General features: G+C 67.9%; 22 protein-coding genes and 1 pseudogene. 15 read left to right on the top strand and 8 right to left on the bottom strand.

Going from position 1 to position 18,715, the window contains the following annotated elements; all coding sequences use genetic code 11:
- The 7 genes and pseudogenes from AX690_RS06840 to AX690_RS06810 all read left to right on the top strand — a co-directional run.
- Window positions 1-248: pseudogene (locus AX690_RS06840) on the top strand (class I SAM-dependent methyltransferase); the annotation flags it as partial.
- Window positions 245-1,033, top strand: coding sequence for a peptidoglycan editing factor PgeF (gene pgeF, locus AX690_RS06835; protein ID WP_066686553.1), 789 nt, complete (start codon window positions 245-247; stop codon window positions 1,031-1,033). The pseudogene AX690_RS06840 and the gene pgeF, both read left to right, overlap by 4 nt.
- A gap of 127 nt (window positions 1,034-1,160) precedes the next feature.
- A complete protein-coding gene (locus AX690_RS06830; RefSeq protein ID WP_066686546.1) occupies window positions 1,161-2,099 on the top strand; it encodes a ribose-phosphate pyrophosphokinase in 939 nt (312 codons plus the stop codon).
- Between the two features lie 155 nt (window positions 2,100-2,254).
- A complete protein-coding gene (locus tag AX690_RS06825; protein WP_066730312.1) occupies window positions 2,255-3,292 on the top strand; it encodes a hypothetical protein in 1,038 nt (345 codons plus the stop codon).
- 155 nt (window positions 3,293-3,447) lie between these two features.
- The gene (locus AX690_RS06820; RefSeq protein ID WP_066686541.1) at window positions 3,448-4,047 is read left to right on the top strand and encodes a 50S ribosomal protein L25/general stress protein Ctc; all 600 of its coding nucleotides are present in this window, start codon (window positions 3,448-3,450) and stop codon (window positions 4,045-4,047) included.
- Window positions 4,048-4,135: 88 nt separating this feature from the next.
- On the top strand, window positions 4,136-4,756 hold the full coding sequence (gene pth, locus AX690_RS06815) for an aminoacyl-tRNA hydrolase (protein ID WP_066686539.1): 621 nt from the start codon (window positions 4,136-4,138) through the stop codon (window positions 4,754-4,756).
- 31 nt (window positions 4,757-4,787) lie between these two features.
- Window positions 4,788-5,537: a tetratricopeptide repeat protein gene (locus AX690_RS06810; RefSeq protein WP_066686537.1), complete on the top strand. Its 750-nt coding sequence runs from the start codon at window positions 4,788-4,790 to the stop codon at window positions 5,535-5,537.
- Between the two features lie 48 nt (window positions 5,538-5,585).
- Here the strand turns inward: AX690_RS06810 and AX690_RS06805 are convergent, their stop codons facing one another.
- The 3 genes from AX690_RS06805 to AX690_RS06795 form a co-directional block, all read right to left on the bottom strand.
- The gene (locus tag AX690_RS06805) at window positions 5,586-5,783 is read right to left on the bottom strand and encodes a hypothetical protein (protein ID WP_066686535.1); all 198 of its coding nucleotides are present in this window, start codon (window positions 5,781-5,783) and stop codon (window positions 5,586-5,588) included.
- Window positions 5,783-6,508, bottom strand: a complete 726-nt coding sequence (locus AX690_RS06800) for a hypothetical protein (protein WP_156449596.1) — start codon at window positions 6,506-6,508, stop codon at window positions 5,783-5,785. The genes AX690_RS06805 and AX690_RS06800 overlap by 1 nt, the downstream gene beginning before the upstream one ends.
- Window positions 6,509-6,613: 105 nt before the next feature.
- Window positions 6,614-7,444: a pirin family protein gene (locus AX690_RS06795; RefSeq protein ID WP_066686531.1), complete on the bottom strand. Its 831-nt coding sequence runs from the start codon at window positions 7,442-7,444 to the stop codon at window positions 6,614-6,616.
- A gap of 120 nt (window positions 7,445-7,564) precedes the next feature.
- Between AX690_RS06795 and ychF the strand changes: the two genes are divergently transcribed.
- The 4 genes from ychF (at window position 7,565) to AX690_RS06775 (ending at window position 10,901) form a co-directional block, all read left to right on the top strand.
- On the top strand, window positions 7,565-8,665 hold the full coding sequence (ychF, locus tag AX690_RS06790; RefSeq protein WP_066686529.1) for a redox-regulated ATPase YchF: 1,101 nt from the start codon (window positions 7,565-7,567) through the stop codon (window positions 8,663-8,665).
- A 63-nt stretch (window positions 8,666-8,728) separates the two neighbouring features.
- Window positions 8,729-9,409 carry a dienelactone hydrolase family protein gene (locus AX690_RS06785; protein WP_066686527.1) on the top strand — a complete coding sequence of 227 codons (681 nt, stop codon included), beginning with the start codon at window positions 8,729-8,731 and terminating at the stop codon, window positions 9,407-9,409.
- Entirely contained in the window at window positions 9,409-10,086 is a 678-nt protein-coding gene (locus AX690_RS06780; protein WP_066686522.1) for a dienelactone hydrolase family protein, read from the top strand. The genes AX690_RS06785 and AX690_RS06780 overlap by 1 nt, the downstream gene beginning before the upstream one ends.
- A 47-nt stretch (window positions 10,087-10,133) precedes the next feature.
- A complete protein-coding gene (locus AX690_RS06775) occupies window positions 10,134-10,901 on the top strand; it encodes a hypothetical protein (protein ID WP_066686521.1) in 768 nt (255 codons plus the stop codon).
- 65 nt (window positions 10,902-10,966) lie between these two features.
- Here the strand turns inward: AX690_RS06775 and AX690_RS06770 are convergent, their stop codons facing one another.
- From AX690_RS06770 to petA, 3 genes are read right to left on the bottom strand one after another with little or no spacing between them, the layout of a single operon-like run.
- Window positions 10,967-11,821: a cytochrome c1 gene (locus AX690_RS06770; protein ID WP_066686520.1), complete on the bottom strand. Its 855-nt coding sequence runs from the start codon at window positions 11,819-11,821 to the stop codon at window positions 10,967-10,969.
- Window positions 11,822-11,826: 5 nt separating this feature from the next.
- Window positions 11,827-13,113 (bottom strand): cytochrome b/b6, encoded by a 1,287-nt coding sequence (locus AX690_RS06765; RefSeq protein WP_066686519.1) that lies wholly within the window; start codon window positions 13,111-13,113, stop codon window positions 11,827-11,829.
- A gap of 5 nt (window positions 13,114-13,118) precedes the next feature.
- Window positions 13,119-13,670, bottom strand: a complete 552-nt coding sequence (gene petA, locus AX690_RS06760; RefSeq protein WP_066686517.1) for a ubiquinol-cytochrome c reductase iron-sulfur subunit — start codon at window positions 13,668-13,670, stop codon at window positions 13,119-13,121.
- A 205-nt stretch (window positions 13,671-13,875) separates the two neighbouring features.
- Between petA and AX690_RS06755 the strand changes: the two genes are divergently transcribed.
- Entirely contained in the window at window positions 13,876-14,334 is a 459-nt protein-coding gene (locus AX690_RS06755; RefSeq protein ID WP_066686515.1) for a tRNA (cytidine(34)-2'-O)-methyltransferase, read from the top strand.
- A 3-nt stretch (window positions 14,335-14,337) separates the two neighbouring features.
- Here AX690_RS06755 and AX690_RS06750 read toward each other — a convergent pair whose 3' ends face one another.
- Both AX690_RS06750 and AX690_RS06745 read right to left on the bottom strand, forming a co-directional pair.
- The gene (locus AX690_RS06750; protein ID WP_066686514.1) at window positions 14,338-14,757 is read right to left on the bottom strand and encodes a hypothetical protein; all 420 of its coding nucleotides are present in this window, start codon (window positions 14,755-14,757) and stop codon (window positions 14,338-14,340) included.
- 108 nt (window positions 14,758-14,865) lie between these two features.
- Window positions 14,866-15,603, bottom strand: coding sequence for a glycosyltransferase family 2 protein (locus AX690_RS06745; protein ID WP_066686556.1), 738 nt, complete (start codon window positions 15,601-15,603; stop codon window positions 14,866-14,868).
- A gap of 55 nt (window positions 15,604-15,658) precedes the next feature.
- Between AX690_RS06745 and AX690_RS06740 the strand changes: the two genes are divergently transcribed.
- From AX690_RS06740 to AX690_RS06730, 3 genes are read left to right on the top strand one after another with little or no spacing between them, the layout of a single operon-like run.
- Window positions 15,659-17,371, top strand: coding sequence for a glycosyltransferase family 39 protein (locus tag AX690_RS06740; RefSeq protein WP_066686512.1), 1,713 nt, complete (start codon window positions 15,659-15,661; stop codon window positions 17,369-17,371).
- Window positions 17,368-18,267 carry a hydroxymethylglutaryl-CoA lyase gene (locus tag AX690_RS06735; protein WP_066686510.1) on the top strand — a complete coding sequence of 300 codons (900 nt, stop codon included), beginning with the start codon at window positions 17,368-17,370 and terminating at the stop codon, window positions 18,265-18,267. Before AX690_RS06740 ends, AX690_RS06735 begins: the two co-directional genes overlap by 4 nt.
- A complete protein-coding gene (locus AX690_RS06730) occupies window positions 18,267-18,626 on the top strand; it encodes a hypothetical protein (protein ID WP_066686508.1) in 360 nt (119 codons plus the stop codon). The genes AX690_RS06735 and AX690_RS06730 overlap by 1 nt, the downstream gene beginning before the upstream one ends.
- Window positions 18,627-18,715 lie beyond the last annotated feature (89 nt).

Below are 18,715 nucleotides of genomic sequence, written 5' to 3'. Positions count from 1 at the left end.
CGGTGGTCGCCGCCGCGCGCGAGGCCGGCGCCAAGGCCGGTCCGATCCTGACCCAGGCCCAGTTCCTGCTGGCCCTGGGAATCCTGGACCGCGCCAACGCCCTTGCGGCCCGTCAGCCCGAGAAGACCGACCAGATCGGAAGACAGCTTGATCGTCTGGTCGGCGAGGCGCAGATGGGAGCGCTGTTCAAGGTGGCGTGCCTGTGCGCGCCGGACCTTTCGCCCCCCCTCTTCGAGGACGCGACATGACCCACGCTCACGACCTGCCCACCGTCCAGTCGCCGCTGCTGTCCAGCCTGCCGGGCGTCAAGCACGCCTTCTTCACGCGCCAGGGCGGGGTCTCGAAGGGGATTTACGCCAGCCTGAACGTGGGACGCGGCAGCCAGGACGAGCCGGCCGACGTCGAGGAGAACCGCGCCCGCATCGCGCATTGGTTCGGCGGCGGGCCCGAGGACTTGAACGTCTGCTATCAGATCCACTCGACCATCGCGATCACGGCCGACGGCTCATGGGGCGACGCGCGGCCCCAGGGCGACGCGGTGGTCAGCAAGACCCCGGGCGTGATCTGCGGCGCGATGGCGGCCGACTGCGCGCCGGTGCTGCTGGTCGATCCGGACGCCCGCGTGGTGGCCGCCGCCCACGCCGGCTGGCGTGGGGCGCTGGACGGCGTCGTCCAGGCCGCGGTGGACCGCATGGTCGAGCTGGGCGCCAACCCGGCCAACATCACCGGCGTCGTCGGCCCCTGCATCGGCCCGAAGTCCTACGAGGTGGGCCTCGATTTCCTGCACAAGTTCGAGGCCGACTGCCCGGGCTCGAGCCGGTTCTTCAAGCCGGGCGTCTCGGAGGACAAGCGCTTCTTCGACCTGCCCGCCTTCGTGCTGGACCGCCTGGAAACCGCCGGCGTCGAGCGCCGCGAATGGGTCGGCCGGGACACGCGGGCGGAGGAGGACTGGTTCTTCTCGAACCGCCGCGCCTTCCTGAACAACGAAGGCGATTACGGCCGCCTGCTGTCGGCGATCATGCTGGAGGCGTGAGGCGTCCGCGCCACGGTGACGATCGTCCGATCACGGAATCGAAAAAGTCTGCCCGTTAACACTTGTTCCCGGAGCTTCGCCTGCTAGAAGGCGCCGCATCGGCCGCCCCCCACCCCGAGATATCTCCATGAAGCTGCTGTCCGGCAACTCCAACCGCCCGCTGTCCCAGGCGATCGCGGAATATCTCGACATGCCGCTGACCCGCGCCCAGGTGCGCCGGTTCGCCGACCTCGAGGTGTTCGTCACCATCGACGAGAACGTGCGGGGCGAGGACGTCTTCGTCATCCAGTCGACCAGCTATCCGGCCAACGACAACCTGATGGAGCTCTTGATCTGCATCGACGCCCTGAAGCGCGCGTCGGGCAAGCGGATCACCGCCGTGCTGCCCTACTTCGGCTATGCCCGCCAGGACCGGAAGACCGGCGGCCGCACGCCGATCTCGGCCAAGCTGGTCGCCAACCTGATCACCCGCTCGGGCGCCGACCGGGTCCTGACGATGGACCTGCACGCCGGCCAGATCCAAGGCTTCTTCGATATCCCGACCGACAACCTGTTGCCCTCGCGCCTGATGGCCGATGACATCCGCAAGCACTATCCGATGGGCGACGACCTGATGGTCGTCTCGCCGGACGTCGGCGGCGTGGTCCGCGCCCGCGCCCTGGCCAAGCGCCTGGACGACGCCGACCTGGCCATTGTCGACAAGCGCCGCTCGGGCCCGGGCCAGTCGGAAGTCATGAACATCATCGGCGACGTCAAGGATCGCCGCTGCATCCTGTTCGACGACATCGCCGACTCGGCCGGCACGCTGTGCAACGCCGCCCAGGCCCTGATCAACCACGGCGCCAAGTCGGTCAGCGCCTACATCACCCACGGCGTGCTGTCGGGCGCGGCCGCCGACCGCGTCGCCAACTCCGTCCTGACCGAACTGGTCGTCACCGACTCGATCGAGGCCTCGGATCCCGCCAAGGCCTGCCCCAAGATTCGCTATGTCTCGTGCGCCCCGCTGATCGGCGAAGCCATCCGCCGCATCGCCAACGAAGAGTCGGTGTCGAAGCTGTTCGACTAGGGGCCCATCGCGGCCATCTTGGTTAACCGGCGCGCGTCAAGAACGACCGAAAAGCACGGCCACGCTTGTCAAAGCTTGGTTAACGGAACGACAGTCACAATGTCGCCCGCCCAGGCTGCTATGGGCTCCGCCAAGACTTGATGGGAAGTTCGAGAATGCGTTCCTTTTCGCGTGCGCGCGTCGTTCTGGCGACGACCGCCGTGGCGCTGACGGCGATCGTCGCCGCCTGTAGCTCCCCGCCGCCGCCGATCACCCTGTCGGCTCAGGTCATCGAGCGCGCCAGCGCCTTCCGCGGCTATATGGCGCGCGCCGGCGCCGTCTCGCCAACTTTCCAGAACGGCGACCAGATCCAGACTTCGCTGAAGATCGGCGCGGCCTATGAGCCCAAGTCGTTCATGAACGGCGCGGTGGCCTACGCCGCCGTCCTGGCCCTGCAGGACCCCACCTTCGTCGCCTCGGTGCGCGAGGTCGCCGCCCATCCCGCCCAGCGCCAGGAGATGATCAACAACATCTTCTCCAACCCGTCGTACGCGGCGGTGTTCAAGGGCGCCGACAGCGCCGCGGGCCTGATCATCGATCAGGTCGGCGGGGACGGCCTCAAGGTCTACACCGCGGGCAAGGCGGTGAAGCAGGCCGCCTACGACGTGCAGCACTCGTCCTGGTCCAAGGGCGTCGTCAGCGATCGCGACGGCCGCCTGGCCGCGGCCAAGACCCTGTCGGCCACGCCGGCCCTGGCCGAAAGCGCCGATGTCGCGGTGCTGCAGCAGGCTTCGCTGGGCGGTCAGACCCTTGGCCTGACGCCGCGCGCCGCCCCGGCCCCCTACCAACCGATCGTGATCCGGGGCCTGGCCGTGGCGGCCCTCGCCGCCCTCGGCGCGGCCGGCGACAACAACCTGGCCTCGATCGACGCCCTCAGCGCCGACTGGGCCACGGCCAACTGCGTGAACATGGCCAAGCTGAACCTCTATCAGTGCCTGGCGGTGTCCAAGCCGCACTACGAGGACATCTTCTGCCTGGGCCAGCACATCCTGATGGACACCGGCGCCTGCATCGCCAAGGGCGCGGGCGCCAATCTGCCGCCCGAGGCGCCGCGCGTGCTGCCGGTCAAGGAGTCGATCGCGGTGAAAGGCGCGGGCAGCAACTCTCGCAAGGCCAAAACTGGCGGCAAGAAGCCGGCCGCCAAGAAGAGCTGATTTTCCCATCTCCCACGCCGAAAGGGCCGGGCGTTGCGTCGCCCGGCCCTTTTGTGTATGTAGCGCGACCCCAAAACGACCGGGCGAGCGTGGCGATGCGGCCATAGGCGCCAGGTCATAGACGAGAGCATCCGGCTCTCGAGAAAGACAGCCTCATGGCCGAGATCATTCTGAACGTTGAAGTCCGCGACGGCGCCGGCACTGGCGCCGCGCGCGCCACCCGCCGCGAAGGCAAGGTCCCCGGCGTCCTGTACGGCGGCGGCAAGGCTCCGGTGAACATCGCCGTGAAGGCCAACGAATTCCGCAAGTCGCTGTACACCGGCAAACTGCTGGGCCACCTGGTCACGCTGCAGCATGGCGACGAAAAGCAATCGGTCATCGCCAAGGCCGTGCAATTCCACCCCGTCACCGACGAGCCGATCCACTTCGACCTGTACCGCGTCGACGAGCACCAGCTGATCAAGATCGAAGTGCCGGTTCACTTCAAGAACCAGGACATCTCGGTCGGCCTGAAGAAGGGCGGCACGCTGGAAGTCATCCGTCACACCGTCGAGCTGGCCTGCCCGGCCGACCAGATCCCGGAAGAGCTGGTCATCGACCTGGCCAACCACGACCTGGGCGACGTGATCCGCATCTCGGAAGTCAAGCTGCCGGCCGGCGTGAAGCCCGCCATGGACCGCGACTTCGTGATCGCCAACCTCAAGGCTTCGTCGGCCGCCCAATCGGACGCCGGCGACACCACGACCGAAGGCTAATCGCCTGGCGGTCGGATCTCCGATCTGATTTGAGAAGGGCGGGCTTTCGGGCCCGCCCTTTTTGCTTTGCGCTGTTGAGAACTCCGCGATGCTGATCCTCGCCGGCCTGGGCAATCCCGAGCCCAAGTACGAGAAGAACCGCCACAACGTCGGCTTCATGGCCGTGGACGCCCTCGCGCGAAAGTGGGGGACCGCCCCCTGGCGCGCGCGCTTCCAGGGCCTGGCCTGCGAGGGCCAGGTAAGCACGCCGGACGGTCCGGTGAAGCTGCTGCTGCTCAAGCCCAAGACCTACTACAACGAGAGCGGCCGGGCCGTGGGCGAGGCCATGAAGTTCTTCAAGCTCAAGCCCGCCGACGTGATCGTCTTCCACGACGAGATCGACATGGCGCCCGGCCGCTTCCGCATGAAGCTTGGCGGGGGCGCCGCCGGCAACAATGGCGTCCGCTCGGTGACCAGCCAGGTCGGCGACGCCTTCCGCCGCGGCCGCATCGGCGTCGGCCATCCCGGCCACAAGGACGCGGTGATGCACTACGTGCTGGGCGACTTCCACAAGGTCGAGCACCAGTGGCTGGACCCGATGCTGGACGCCATCGCCGACGCCCTGCCCTTCGCCGCCGTCGGCGATGACGAGCGCTACCAAGCCGAGGTCATGCGTCTGGCCCCCGCGCCGAAGGCCGATCCCCGCAAGCCGGCCAAATCCGACGATTGACGTCGCTGGCCGGGCGCGAGAAGACGCAAGCATGTTCTCGCTTCCGCTGCCGCTGCTCGGCCTGTCGCTGCTGTTCTCGATCGCCCTGTGCGTCCACGTCGTGCGGACGCATCGCGAGATGTACTGGCTGTGGATCATCCTGCTGTTCCAGCCGGTCGGCGGGGTCGTCTACCTGGTCGCCGTGATCCTGCCCGAGCTGTTGGGCGGCCGCGCCGCCCAGAAGGTGGGGCAGGCCGCGCGCCAAGCGCTGGACCCGCAACGCGAGTACCGCGAGGCCGCCAAGGCCGTCGATGACGCCCCCACCGTCGCCAACCGGGTCCGCTTGGCGGTGGCCGCCACCGAGCTTGGCAAGCACGCCGAGGCCGAACGGCTCTACGCCGACAGCCTGACGGGCATGTACGCCGACGATCCCCAGCTGCTGCTCGGCCGCGCCAACGCCCTGATCGAGCTGAACCGCCCGGGCGAGGCCTTGCCCCTGCTGGAGAAGCTGGGCGAAACGCCCAACGCCGGCCGCACGCCCCACACCATGCTGGCGCTGGGCCGCGTCTACCAGGCGCTGGCCCGCGACGAGCAGGCCGAGACCGCCCTGCGCTGGGCGGCCGACCATTATCCGGGCTTCGAGGGCGTCGCCCGCTACACCGTGTTCCTGGCCCGCCAGGGCCGCAAGGAAGAGGCCCGCGCGCAGCTGGCCGAGATCGACAAGCGCCTCGCCAAGACCCACAGTCATTTCCGCAAGGAAGCCAAGCGCTGGCGCGATTTCGCGGCCGCGGCGGTGGGGTAGGGCTAAAAGCAGCGCTGCCCCAACGGCGCATGCTCGAACGACTATCGCTTACCCGCTGAAGCGTAGCCATGCCAGCATACCAACGCCGCCCGCCGCGAGCAGGAACAGAAGGATCACGGCCAATGTCCCCTCGGCGGTGGCGTCGAGTAGACGCGGTATTTTTATGGTCAGTCTTGTAGGTTTCATCGTGCGGAAGCCGATTAGGATCAGTTCCGCGATCGTGCTGGCGGCACCCGCGTTGCGCATCAAGAATCCGGCGCAATGTCCGCCAGCGGAGCCTTCACCTTCAACGGATGTAGCACACCGGTTTCATCGCAAAGGCGCTCCCATTTTTCCGCTTCTCTCTCGAACTCGCCCGGTTCGAACCAGCGCATGACCGTACTGGCTGCCACACCTAATATCTGGCCAACAAGCTTGAAGGTCGGCGTGACACCCTGTGCCTTGAGTTGCCCAGCGACCATCCCGGCGTTCGACTTCATCTCCCTTATGTGGCCGATCTGTTCATAGAGCGGGTTGGATCCGCCTAGCCGCTCGCGGATCAAAACGATGAGATCTCGAGGAATCGTAAGGCGATCGTTCCAACTCAATGCATCAAGCGTGCAGCAGATAATCCAATCGACGAGCTTTGGCGGGATCACTTCCCCACGGCTTACAATATGAGTCTCGCCAGCGCGCTCGCGTTTGCCGGCCTCTATCAGGGCTTCCATGACACTGAGGGCGATCTCACCAATAGCATTGGGATCAGCGTCGAGTAGTCCTCCGAGCAGTTCGGGGTCCAGGCCATAGCGCTCAAACTCACGGCGCATGTAGAACATCGACTCAAAGCCGCCGATCACTGCGACTTCAAGCTCCGCAGTCGGGTTCGATCGACGTAGCCGAACATAGGTCTCAAGCGACGGATCGGCCTTGTAAGCTTTGCTGACGGCATTGAAGCCGCCCTCGTCTTCACACCCGTAGCTTGCTTGGTCCAATAGGGCCTCCATCGCCTACAGGCTAACGCTGGGTGTGTCGTTCGGATAGTTTCCTATCGTACTACCGCCAAAGCCAGAGTTGACGCGAGTTGGACCCGCCCAGGCCTAGAACCGTCCGCGCTGGAAGTCGTCGAACGCCTGGACGATCTCCTCGCGGGAATTCATCACGAACGGGCCGTGCCAGAACACCGGCTCGTTGATCGGACGACCGGCCAGCAGCAGGACGCGGGCGTCGGTGACGGCCTCGACGCGGACCGAGTCGCCGCGGCCCAGGAACACGCCCGACAGCGCCTCCACCGTGTCGTGGGCGACGCGAACCTTGCCCTCATAGACCGCCAGCATGGCGTTGCGGTCGTCGCCGACCGGCTCTTCGAAGACGGTCCCGGCCGGCAGCACGACATCGAAATAGAGGGCGTCCACCGCGCCGCCGCCGATCGGCCCCGCCGTGCCGGTCTCGGTGGCGCCGGAGATCACCTTGACAGTGACCCCGCCGTCGCGGGCCTCGACCGGGATGCTGTCGGCCTCGAACTCCTGGTAACCGGGCGCGCTCATCTTCAGCTTGGCGGGCAGGTTCACCCACAGCTGGAAGCCGCGCATGCGTCCTTCGGACTGCTCGGGCATTTCGGAGTGGACGATACCCTTGCCGGCCCGCATCCACTGAATCCCGCCCGGCCCGATCACGCCCTCGCGGCCGGTGTTGTCCTTGTGACGCATCCGGCCTTCCAGCATGTAGGTCACGGTCTCGAAGCCGCGATGCGGATGGTCGGGGAAGCCGCCCATGTAGTCCGACGCCTGGTCGTTGTCGAAGCAGTCCAGCATCAGGAACGGGTCGAACATCTGGGCTTCCGGCGTGCCCAGCATTCGGGTCAGGCGCACGCCGTCGCCATCCGAGGCGGGCATGCCCTTGACGATCTTCAGGACGGGTCGAACGCTCATAACGGGCTCCTTGCTCGCCGATTGATATCAGGTCTTGTTGCGGTTTGCGCAACCCCCTCCCGGTTCGCCTTTCGCGGCCATCCGTGCTAAGCGCGCGCCAACGAAATTCACGAGAGTTCCATGGCCCTGAAAGTCGCCATCGTCGGCCTGCCCAACGTCGGCAAGTCCACCCTGTTCAACGCCCTGACCCAGACGGCGTCGGCCCAGGCGGCCAACTATCCGTTCTGCACGATCGAGCCCAACACCGGCGATGTCGCCGTGCCCGAGCCGCGCCTCGAAGCCCTGGCCAAGATCGCCGGCTCCAAGGAGATCATCCCGGCCCGGATCACCTTCGTCGACATCGCCGGCCTGGTGCGCGGCGCGTCGAAGGGCGAAGGCCTGGGCAACCAGTTCCTGGCCAACATCCGCGACTGCGACGCCGTGGCCTTCGTGGCCCGCTGCTTCGAGGACGACGACATCACCCACGTCGAGGGGCGCATCGACCCGCTCAGCGATCTCGAGATCATCGAGATGGAGCTGATGCTGGCCGACCTGGAGAGCCTGGAAAAGCGCCTGCCGGCCATCGAGAAGAAGGCCAAGTCGGGCGGCGACAAGGACGCGGCCAACACCCTGCGCCTGATCAACCTGGCCCTGGCCCAGCTGCGCGAGGGCCGTCCGGCCCGCGCCGCGACCGTGGACAAGGAGGACGAGAAGGCCTGGCACATGCTGCAGCTGCTAACCTCGCTGCCGGCCCTCTATGTCTGCAACGTCGAGGAAGGCAGCGCCGACAAGGGCAACAAGTACAGCGACCTCGTGGCCGAGCGCGCCGCTCGCGACAACGCCAAGGCCGTGGTCATCTCGGCCCAGATCGAGAGCGAAATCGCCCTGCTGGACGCCGATGAGCGCGCCGAGTTCCTCGAGACCCTGGGCCTGGAAGAGCCGGGCCTGAACCGCCTGATCCGCGAGGCCTACAATCTCCTGGGCCTGCAGACCTACTTCACGGTCGGTCCGAAGGAAGCCCGCGCCTGGACCATCCACGTCGGTGACACCGGCCCGCAGGCGGCCGGCGTCATCCACACCGACTTCGAGAAGGGCTACATCCGCGCCGAGACGATCGCCTTCGACGACTTCATCAAGCTGGGCGGCGAAGCCGGCGCCAAGGAAGCCGGCAAGATGCGGGCCGAGGGCAAGGAATACGTCGTCAAGGACGGCGACGTGATGCACTTCCGGTTCAACGTCTAGGCGTTCAAGATGTCAGCGGCCGGAGCGGAGACGCCCCGGCCGTTTCTCTTTGGGAGTCAGCGTATGGCCGAGATGATCACCCTGACCGCCGCGCACGACGGCTTTTCCTTCACCGCCCTGCACGCCCAGCCCGAGGGTCCACGCAAGGGCGGGGTGATCGTGGTCCAGGAGATCTTCGGCCTGGACAAGTACGTCCACGAGGACGTCGCCCGCTGGACGGCGCGCGGCTTCGAGGTGCTGGCGCCATCGATGTTCGATCGCGGCGAGAAGGGTTTCACCGCTCTGCACGATGAGGCGGGATTCGCACGCGGCAAGGAACTGGCGATGGCCAACGGTCCGGACAACGCCTTGGGCGACATCCAGGCTTGTATCGACTTTCTGAAGGACCGCGGCCCGGTGTTCCTGGTCGGCTACTGCTATGGCGGGACCATGGCCTGGCTGGCCGCCGCCCGCTGCGAGGGCCTGTCGGCGGCCGCCAGCTACTACGGTGGCGGCGTCCTGGGCATGGCCAAGTTCGACCTGAAGGCGCCGGTGATCGTCCATCTGGGCGCCACGGACCCCCACATTCCCGCCGAGGAGGTCAAGGCCGCCATCTGGACGGCGCACCCCGAGGTTCCGGTCCACGTCTACGCGGCCAGCGGCCACGGCTTCAACAATGACGGCCGGCCCGAGAGCGACCTCGCCGACGCCGAATTGGCCCGCCAGCGGACCGTCGCCTTCTTCGCCGAACACGGAGCCTCGTGATGGGCCAGCGGATCGCCCTGGCCACCCGCGACGGCGCGCCGTTCTCCGCCTGGCATGAACCGGCGCGGGAGGCCCGGCGCGGCGGCGTCGTCATGCTGCACGCCATCTGGGGCGTCACCCCGCATATCCGCGAGCTTTCGGGCCGCCTGGCCGACCAGGGCTACGAGGTGATCGCGCCCTCGCTGATCGACGCGGCCGACGCCGACTTCCCCGACCATGACACCCAGCCGGAGATCCTGGACGCGCGCATGGAGATGGGCCGGCTGACCGGCTGGGGCGTCTCGACCCTGCCCCGGGTGCAGACAGCGATTGACGCCCTAGACGGCCCCGTCTTCGCCCTGGGCTTCTGCTATGGCGGCACGACGGCCTGGCTGGCGGCCTGCCGCTGCGAGGGCCTGACGGCGGTCTCAAGCTTCTACGGCGGCGATATCGCGGCCTATCGCGACGAGACGCCCAAGGTCCCGACCATCCTGCACTTTGGCAAGACCGACCCGATGATCCCCCTGGCTGACGTCGAGACGATCCGCGAGGCGCATCCGGACCTGCCGATCTATCTCTACGAGGCCGGCCACGCCTTCGTCGCCCCCAGCGGCCATCACCCCGACAGCGCCCATCTGGCGCTGCTGCGGACGCTTCAGCTGTTCCACCGGTCAGCGGGCGGCAAGGGCGAGGCCTGAGCGGCAAGGGCATCGCTAGGCCGCCAAGGCCGCGCTAAGCTCGATTCATGCGCTCTCGCCTCGCCCTTCTAGCCCTGATGCCACCGTTGCTGTCGGCCCCGTTGGCCCACGCCGGCGAGACCGATTGCTGGTTCGAGAATGGCGCGGTCGTCGCGCCCGCGGTGATCGGCGTCATGGCCGGCGACTACGTGATCGACCTGTCGGCGCCGCGCACCCTGCTGCACAACACCAAGGCCGAGATGGAGGGGATCCTCGAGCCGGAGATCTCGACCTCGGTGCAGGTGGCCGGGCTGAGGGCCGCGGCGGTCTCGGTCAAGATCGCCGACCTCGACGCCCGCGGCGCCGGCTTCGTCACCCCGATCGCCGGGGTGATCGGCATGGATGTGCTGGCCGGGCATAGCGTCGAGATCGACTTCGCCCGCTGCCGCCTGCGGATTGACCGGCCTTGGCGCGCCCGGCGACAGGTCGTGTTCCCCGTCTCGGTGATCGAGGGCCTGCCCACGGTGGCCGCGGGCGTCAGCGACGGTCCCCGCGCCTTCTATGGGGCCTTCGCGATCGACACGGCCTCCAAGGCCATGACCCGACTTTCGACCCGAGACGCCGCCGCTAGCGGCAAGCTGGACCCGGCGGCGCGCCACAAGGCTCCGGCCCGGCTGCGGGCCCTGTCGATTGGCGGCGTCCTGGCCGAGAACGTACCGGCCACCCTGGCCGACGACCTGCCCGAGGGCGTCAGCGGCGCCTTGGGAACCGGCCTCTGGGCCCGCCACCGCCTGAGGCTGGACGCCGACGGGCGGACGCTGTCCATCGCGAACTGATCGAGACAAAAGAAAAGGCCCGGTGTTTCCACCGGGCCTTTTCCGTATTCAGCAGCGTCGATCGCCTAGTGCGACTCGTTGCGCCACACCGCCTTGTAGCTGGCGTACAGCAGGCCGCTCAGCAGGACGAGGTAGATCAGCACGGCGAAGCCGGTCTGCTTGCGCTCTTCCAGCTTGGGCTCGGCGGCCCACATCAGGAAGGCCGAGACGTCCTTAGCCTGCTGGTCCAGCGTCGACTTGGCGCCGTCGTCGAAGGTCACCAGGTCGGCCTTCAGCGGCGGGGCCATGGCGATGAAGCCGCCCTTCGGGACAGCGTTGTGGTCGCCGTGCCAAGCCGACGTCAGGTCGCCCGGGAAGTACGGGTTGTAGTGACCGCCGGTCGGGACCGTCAGGCCCTTGGGCGGCGTCGCATAGCCGGTCAGCAGCGAGTAGATGTAGTCCGGCCCCGCCGAGCGGGCCTTGGCCAGCAGCGACATGTCCGGCGGCAGGGCGCCGCCGTTGCTGGCGCGGGCCGCCGCCTCGTTGGCGAACGGCGAGGGGAAGTAGTCGGCGCTGGTGGCCGGACGCTTGATGGCGTCGCCGGTTTCACCGTCGATGTCGTTGACCTCGTAGTCCTTGGCGATCGCCTTGACCCACGGGTTGTCGTTCGAGTTCGGGTACTTCTCGTTATAGAAGGGCCCGCCCTTGTCGCCGAGGTTGCGGAACGCGACCATCTTCATCGAGTGGCAGGCCGAGCAGACCTCGCGATAGACCTTGAAGCCGCGCTGCAGCTGGGCCTGGTCGAACTTGCCGAACGGGCCTTCGAACGACCACTGGATGTCCTTGGCGTGCTGGGCGCCGCCGCTGGCGAGGGCCGGGCCGGCGGCGCCGGCGACCAGGAGACCCGCCGCCGCCGCGATAACCGAGAGTTTGCGGAGCATCGGGATCAACCCTTGTTGGCGTCGGCCGACAGGGCCGGCGAGGCGATCGAGTCCGGCACGGGCAGGGTCTTTTCGACCAGACCCAGGACCGGCAGCACGACCAGGAAGAAAGCGAAGTAGTAGAGCGAGGCGACGCGGCTGAGCCACACGAAGCTGTTCAGGTCCGAACCCATCAGCTGGAACGTGGTCAGGTGCGGGATCACCGGATCATCGGGCAGCTTGGCGCCGCAGACGCCCAGGATGCAGCAGGCCACCAGGAAGAACACGAAGTAGATCTTCGCGGTCGGGCGGTAGCGCATCGAGCGCACCTTCGAGGTGTCCAGCCACGGCAGGGCGAACAAGCAGGCGATGGCGCCGAACATGGCCAGCACGCCCATCAGCTTGTCCGGCACGGCGCGCAGGATCGCGTAGAACGGCAGGAAGTACCATTCCGGAACGATGTGCGACGGCGTCACCAGCGGGTTGGCCTCGATGTAGTTGTCGGCGTGGCCCAGGGCGTTGGGCATGTAGAAGACGAAGAAGGCGAAGAGGATCAGGAAGACGCTCATCGCGAAGCCGTCCTTCACCGTCGCGTACGGCGTGAAGGGGACGGTGTCGGCCTTCGACTTCGGCTCGACGCCGGTCGGGTTGTTCTGGCCCACCACGTGCAGCGCCCAGATGTGCAGGATCACGACGCCCGCGATCATGAAGGGCAGCAGGTAGTGCAGCGAGAAGAAGCGGTTCAGGGTCGGGTTGTCGACCGCGAAGCCGCCCCACAGCCAGGTGGTGATGCTCTCGCCGACCAGCGGCAGGGCGCCGAACAGGTTGGTGATCACGACGGCGCCGTGGAACGACATCTGGCCCCAGGGCAGCACGTAGCCCATGAAGGCGGTCGCCATCATCAGCAGATAGATCACGCAGCCCAGCAGCCACAGCACTTCGCGGGGCGCCTTATAGGAGCCGTAGTACAGGCCGCGCAGCATGTGGATGTAGACGGCGATGAAGAACATCGACGCGCCGTTGGCGTGCATGTAGCGGATCAGCCAGCCGTAGTTCACGTCGCGCATGATGTGCTCGACCGACGCGAAGGCGCCGGCGGCGCTCGGCGTGTAGTGCATCACCAGGATGATGCCGGTGATCAGCTGGGAGGCCAGGCACAGCGACAGGATGCCGCCGAAGGTCCACCAGTAGTTCAGGTTGCGCGGCGTGGGGTAGTCGACGAACGAGTCATAGCCCAGGCGCACGATCGGCAGACGGGCGTCGAGCCAGCGCTCGAAACCGGTCTTGGGTTGATAGGTCGAATGTCCGCTCATCTCGCTTAGCCGATCTTGACCTTGGTGTCGGTGAGGAAGGCGTATTCCGGAACCACCAGGTTCGTGGGCGCGGGGCCCTTACGGATACGACCCGAGGTGTCGTAGACCGAGCCGTGGCACGGGCAGAACCAGCCGCCGTACTCGCCGCCGCCGAAGGTCGGCACGCAGCCCAGGTGGGTGCAGTTGCCGCCGACGATCAGCCATTGGGCCTTACCCGGCTTCACGCGCGAGGCGTCGGTGGCGGGGTCCTTCATCGCGGCGTTGTCGTCCGCGACGGCCTTGGCGATCTCGGCCTTCGTGCGGTTGCGCACGAACAGCGGCTTGCCGCGCCACTTGATCGTGACCTGCTGACCCTCGGCGACCTTGGTCAGGTCGAACTCGGTCGAGGCCAGGGCCCGCGTGTCCGCGGACGGGTTCATCTGATCGATGAACGGCCAGACCAGGGTCGCGGCGCCGCCGGCGGCGGCCGCGATCGCGGCGATGTGAATGAAGTCGCGCCGGGAGGGATCGCTCCCGTGTTCCGGCTCGGTCGTTGCGCCCACGGCGGTGTCGGCCACCTACGTCACCCTCTATTTCCGCCGGTCCACGAAACGCGGTCCGACTTGGAGAAGCGTCATTCGACGCCATATCTTGCTCGACCCGCAAGCGGATCTCCGCCACAAGGCAGCGGTCGTTTTGTCCTATCGGACGCGCGGACGGAGTCCGCAAGTCCTTTCGATTCGTGGCAAAGCCCCTGCTAGCCCTGTGGTTGGTTCGCTTATTATGCGCCTCGCACTTTTTCAACCAGGCATTCCCCAAAACGTCGGGGCGGCCATTCGCCTTTCCGCCTGCTTCGGCGTCGGCCTCGACGTGATCGAGCCGTGCAGTTTTCCCTTGGACGACAAGAGCTTGAAGCGCGCGGCCCTGGATTATGGGCCTCTCGCGCACCTCAAGCGGCACGACAGCTGGGAGACATTCCTTAAGGCGCCGGAACGCGTTGACGGGCGGCTTCTGCTGTTCACCACGCGGGGTGCGACACCATTTCACAGGTTTTCGTTCGAACCCGGAGACACTCTCCTGTTCGGCAATGAGAGTCGCGGCGCGCCCGACGAGGTCCATGCGGCGGCGCAGGGCCGCATCGTCATTCCGATCCGCCCGGAGACGCGCTCGATGAACCTGGCGACCACCGCCGCCATGGCCCTGGGCGAAGCGCTGCGGCAGACGGGCGGCTTTCCGGAATAGGCCTTACTCCCCGAAATCCACGTCCCGGCGGGCCGCGACGATGGTGACGATGAAGCCGGCCAGCACGTCCAGCAGCACCATCAGGGCCAGCAGGAAGAAGGTCGAGGTCGCGAAGGCCGGCAGCAGCAGAAACTCGACCAGACAGACGATGAACAGCACCATCGACAGCGAGTGATTGACGATCGCCAGCCGCTTGCTGTTGGCCGACTTCAGAAGCTCGACGAACAGCACCACCAGCGAGGCGGCCAGCAGCAGGTCGGCCAGGCTGACGGCCCAGCCCGCGCCCGAGGTCATCCGGATCGTGAACAGCGGCTCGGCCAGACGAAGGCTGGCGTCGGCGGCCTTGAAACCGTTCGGCAGGGTCAGGACGATCAGGTTGTAGACCAGGACCGGCAGGGCCAGCAGCGGAACCGCGGCGAACATCGAACTTCCCCCTTCGACGGCGCCCCCCGGCGTCGTGGTGGTTAAAGGCCTAACGGGATTTTATGGCCGGGTGAAGCCGGCGCGACCTTTCGACTCAGGCGCGGGGCCTCAAGCCTCGTCCACACCCTGCGGATTGCGAGCCCGCGACTGCAGCCACATCACACCCAACAAATCCGAGATCGAGGCCTTGAGCCGCCCGAGGTTGGTGTACTTCGACACCCCCGTCTCGCGGTGCCGGTGGTTCACCGGCTGGAACGCGACCTCATAGCCCTCGCGCAGCATCAGGGCCGGGATGTAGCGGTGAATGTGATCGAAGTACGGCAGGCGCAGGAACGCCTCGCGGCGGAAGGCCTTCAGGCCGCAGCCGGTGTCGTTGGCGGTGTCCTTCAGCAGGCGCTTGCGCACGCCGTTGCCGAACTTGGAGGCCAAGCGCTTGGCGTTGCTGTCCTGGCGCTTCACGCGCTCGCCGCCGACCAGGGCCAGGGTCTCGGGACCGGCGGCCAAGGCCTTGGCGAGGCGTGGGGCGTCGGCGGGATCGTTCTGGCCGTCGCCGTCCAGGGTGATGACGATCGGCGCGCGCGCGGCCAAGACGCCGCTGCGCACGGCGCGGCTCTGGCCCGAGTTCTTGCGATGGCCCAGCACGCGCAGCTGCGGAATCTCGGCCTTCAGCGCGATCAGGCGGGCCTTGGTGTCGTCACGGCTGGCGTCGTCGACGAAGATCATCTCGTAGGTCTCGCCGGCGAAGGCGGCGGCGATCTCGCGCGCCAGCTTCGGGGCGGCCTCGCCCTCGTCGAAGACGGGGACGACGACGGAGAAATCGGGCGTCGGCGAGACGGTGTCGTTCATCGCCTCCTCATACAGCAAAAGTTGCTTCGGGAAAGATCGTGCTATTCCAGGCGCCATGACGCTTGAATCTCGCCTGGATGACTGGAGCCGAGGGTGGCGCGGCCCTCTGTTCGCCGCCTTGGTCGCCTTGATCGCGGGCCTGCCCGGCCTCTTGGCCATGCCGCCGCTGGACCGCGACGAGTCGCGTTTCGCCCAGGCCACCTCGCAGATGCTGGAGACCGGCGACTACGTCGTCATCAAGTTCCAGGACCAGCCGCGCTTCAAGAAGCCGGTCGGCATCCACTGGCTGCAGGCGGTGACGGTGAAGACCTTCTCGGACGCCGAGGACCGCCAGATCTGGGCCTATCGCATCCCGTCCTTGCTGGGCGCGATGCTGGCGGCGGCGGCCTGCGCCTGGGGCGCGGCGGCGCTGCTGGACCCGCGCACCGGCCTGATCGCCGGCTCGATCCTGGGCGCGACCTTCCTGCTCTCGTCCGAGGCCTTCATCGCCAAGACCGACGCGGCCCTATGCGGGACCACGTCCCTGGCCATGGGCGCCCTGGCGCGGATCTACGCCGCCCAGCTGAAGGGCGAGAGCGCCGGCAAGCTGACCAAGCTCGCCTTCTGGCTCGGCCTGTCCGTGGCCGCGCTGATCAAGGGTCCGGTCGGCCTGCTGACGGTGTTCCTCGCCCTCGCGGCCCTGGCGATCTGGGACCGCAAGGTCCGCTGGATGAAGGACCTCGGCTGGACCTGGGGCGCCATCCTGTTCGCCGCCATCGTGCTGCCCTGGGCGATGATGATCACCGTGGCGACCGACGGCGCCTTCTGGGGGACGGCGATCGGCGGCGACCTGGCGCCGAAGATGGCCGGCGGCCAGGAGGGCCACGCCGGTCCGTTCGGCTACCACGCCCTGCTCTCGCCGCTGCTGTCGTTCCCGGCCACGCTCCTGCTGCCGGCCGGCCTCGCCGTCGCCTGGACGCGGCGCAAGGATCCCGGCGTCCGCTTCGCCGTCTGCTGGCTGGTCCCGACCTGGCTGATGTTCGAGCTCTTGCCGACCAAGCTGGTCCACTACGCCCTGCCCGCCTATGGCGCCCTGGCCATGCTGATGGCCGCCGCCGTGCGCGAGCCGCTGGGCCGGATCGTCCGCTGGGTGGGCGGGGGCCTGTCGGTGCTGATGGGCGCGCTGCTGGCCGCCGTCGCCGTCTATGGCCAAAAGGAATTCGGAACCGTCCATGACCTGGGCTGGACCATCGTGGCGGCGCTCTTCGCCTTCGCCGCCGGAACCGCTGGCGCGGTCCTCGTCGCCCGTCGCCACGCCGTGCGGGGACTGTTCGTGGCCGGCGCCCTGGGAATCGCGGCCCACATCGCCCTCACCGCCGGCCTGATCCCGCGCCTGGAGCCGCTGTTCCTGTCGCGCGACCTCGCCCAGGCCCTGGACCAGGCGCGTCTCTCGCCCCGCTCCGGCGCGCCCGGCCCGGTGGCGGTGACTGGCTATGCCGAGCCCAGCCTGATCTTCCAGCTGGGCACGACCACCCAGCTGACCGACGGCGAAGGCGCCGCCGGCGCGATCGCCGAGGGCCGCCCCGCCATCGTCGAGGGCCGCGAGGAAAAGCCCTTCCGCGCCGCCATGGAGCAACTGGGTCTCGACCCGCGCCCAGTCACCACGGTCGAGGGCCTGAACTATTCCGACGGCGACCGCGAACGCCTGACCATCTATCGCGGCGAGCCTCTCGCGCCCGCCGAGGACGCCGCCGAACCCAACGAACCCGCCGGAGAGCCGCAGCGATGAGCCGCTTCATCGAAATCGTCGAGGTCGGACCGCGCGACGGCCTGCAGAATGAGAAAATCTCGCTGTCGGTCGCCGAGAAGCTGGACCTGATCGGCAAGCTGGAAGCCGCGGGCGCGCGGCGGACCGAAGTCGTCTCGTTCGTGAACCCCGCCCGGGTGCCGCAGATGGCCGGCGCCGAGGACATCATGGCCGCCCTGCCGACCGATCCAAGCCGCTCGCGCATCGGCCTTGTCCTGAACCTGCGTGGCTGGGAGCGCTGCGTCTCGACCGGCTGCGACGAGGCCAATGTCGTGGTCTGCGCCTCGGACGGCTTCGGGGTGCGCAACCAGGGCGCCACGGTGCGCCAGCAGATCGAGACGCTCGCCACCATCGTCGAGCGCCGCCAAGCCGACGGCGGCCCGCCGATCACCGCCACGATCTCGGTCGCCTTCGGCTGCCCGTTCGACGGCGAGGTCAGCCAGGACCAGGTCGTCGCCATCGTCCGCGAGGCGGCCGCCTTGGGCGTCCCCGAGATCGCCATCGCCGACACCATCGGCGTCGCCGATCCGTGGACCGTGCGCAAGCGCATCGAGGCCGTCCGCGCCGCCGCGCCAGCCGCTCGCCTGCGCATGCACTTCCACGACACCCGCAACACAGGGCTCGCCAACGCCTACGCCAGCGTCGAGGCGGGGGTCGACGTGCTGGACGCCTCGGTCGGGGGCCTGGGCGGCTGTCCGTTCGCCCCGTCCGCCACCGGCAACATCGGCACCGAGGACCTCGTCTACATGCTGGAACGGGCCGGCTTCGAGACCGGTTATGACCTGGCGGCCCTGATCGCCATCGGCCGCCAGATCAGCGACCGCCTGGGCAAGGCCCCCGCCTCGTCCCTGGCCCGCGCCGGAGGGTTTCCCGCCTGATGTTCCGCCTCGCCGCGCTGTTGCCGATCCTCGCCGTCGCCGCCTGCGCGGCGGCGCCGGCCCAGGCGGCGCGGTGCGACGTGACGATCAAGTTCGGCAGCTACGGCATGGGTATCGACCGGCCCCTGGCGGACAAGGTGGCGGCGGCGGTGAAAGCCGACCGCGACGTCGCGCGCTCGGAACGCAAGCCGTGGGGCCGCGAGGGGGAGTACGACCTCTGCTTGACGGTGAAGCCGGGCCGCGACGCCAAGGCGATGTATGAGCGCTACCGGGCGATGCTGCCCGCGCGAAACCTTCAGGCGCCAACGTCGATCGAAGGCCCGGATGGACTGAGGTTCGAGACGATCGGGCCGATGTGAGCGGCCGCTGTTGGCGTCGGCTGAGGGTGGAAGTCGGACCCAATCCTCCCCCCAGCGGGGGAGGTGTCGGCGAAGCCGACGGAGGGGGA

This window comes from Caulobacter sp. CCH9-E1 (assembly GCF_001556515.1).
Lineage (GTDB): Bacteria > Pseudomonadota > Alphaproteobacteria > Caulobacterales > Caulobacteraceae > Caulobacter.
The sequence above is the reverse complement of the archived record's forward strand: the minus strand, read 5'-3'. Positions and strand labels throughout refer to the sequence as shown.

What these genes read in the sequence shown, in the direction of transcription:
- pgeF (WP_066686553.1), top strand. Translation starts at nt 245, where the DNA reads ATGACCCACGCTCACGACCTGCCCACCGTCCAGTCGCCGCTGCTGTCC.
- ychF (WP_066686529.1), top strand. Translation starts at nt 7,565, where the DNA reads ATGGCCCTGAAAGTCGCCATCGTCGGCCTGCCCAACGTCGGCAAGTCC.
- AX690_RS06745 (WP_066686556.1), bottom strand. Translation starts at nt 15,603, where the DNA reads ATGAACGACACCGTCTCGCCGACGCCCGATTTCTCCGTCGTCGTCCCC.
- AX690_RS06830 (WP_066686546.1), top strand. Translation starts at nt 1,161, where the DNA reads ATGAAGCTGCTGTCCGGCAACTCCAACCGCCCGCTGTCCCAGGCGATC.
- AX690_RS06795 (WP_066686531.1), bottom strand. Translation starts at nt 7,444, where the DNA reads ATGAGCGTTCGACCCGTCCTGAAGATCGTCAAGGGCATGCCCGCCTCG.
- AX690_RS06740 (WP_066686512.1), top strand. Translation starts at nt 15,659, where the DNA reads ATGACGCTTGAATCTCGCCTGGATGACTGGAGCCGAGGGTGGCGCGGC.
- AX690_RS06770 (WP_066686520.1), bottom strand. Translation starts at nt 11,821, where the DNA reads ATGCTCCGCAAACTCTCGGTTATCGCGGCGGCGGCGGGTCTCCTGGTC.
- pth (WP_066686539.1), top strand. Translation starts at nt 4,136, where the DNA reads ATGCTGATCCTCGCCGGCCTGGGCAATCCCGAGCCCAAGTACGAGAAG.
- AX690_RS06805 (WP_066686535.1), bottom strand. Translation starts at nt 5,783, where the DNA reads ATGCGCAACGCGGGTGCCGCCAGCACGATCGCGGAACTGATCCTAATC.
- AX690_RS06820 (WP_066686541.1), top strand. Translation starts at nt 3,448, where the DNA reads ATGGCCGAGATCATTCTGAACGTTGAAGTCCGCGACGGCGCCGGCACT.
- AX690_RS06825 (WP_066730312.1), top strand. Translation starts at nt 2,255, where the DNA reads ATGCGTTCCTTTTCGCGTGCGCGCGTCGTTCTGGCGACGACCGCCGTG.
- AX690_RS06750 (WP_066686514.1), bottom strand. Translation starts at nt 14,757, where the DNA reads ATGTTCGCCGCGGTTCCGCTGCTGGCCCTGCCGGTCCTGGTCTACAAC.
- AX690_RS06810 (WP_066686537.1), top strand. Translation starts at nt 4,788, where the DNA reads ATGTTCTCGCTTCCGCTGCCGCTGCTCGGCCTGTCGCTGCTGTTCTCG.
- AX690_RS06735 (WP_066686510.1), top strand. Translation starts at nt 17,368, where the DNA reads ATGAGCCGCTTCATCGAAATCGTCGAGGTCGGACCGCGCGACGGCCTG.
- AX690_RS06785 (WP_066686527.1), top strand. Translation starts at nt 8,729, where the DNA reads ATGGCCGAGATGATCACCCTGACCGCCGCGCACGACGGCTTTTCCTTC.
- AX690_RS06730 (WP_066686508.1), top strand. Translation starts at nt 18,267, where the DNA reads ATGTTCCGCCTCGCCGCGCTGTTGCCGATCCTCGCCGTCGCCGCCTGC.
- AX690_RS06765 (WP_066686519.1), bottom strand. Translation starts at nt 13,113, where the DNA reads ATGAGCGGACATTCGACCTATCAACCCAAGACCGGTTTCGAGCGCTGG.
- AX690_RS06780 (WP_066686522.1), top strand. Translation starts at nt 9,409, where the DNA reads ATGGGCCAGCGGATCGCCCTGGCCACCCGCGACGGCGCGCCGTTCTCC.
- AX690_RS06775 (WP_066686521.1), top strand. Translation starts at nt 10,134, where the DNA reads ATGCGCTCTCGCCTCGCCCTTCTAGCCCTGATGCCACCGTTGCTGTCG.
- AX690_RS06755 (WP_066686515.1), top strand. Translation starts at nt 13,876, where the DNA reads ATGCGCCTCGCACTTTTTCAACCAGGCATTCCCCAAAACGTCGGGGCG.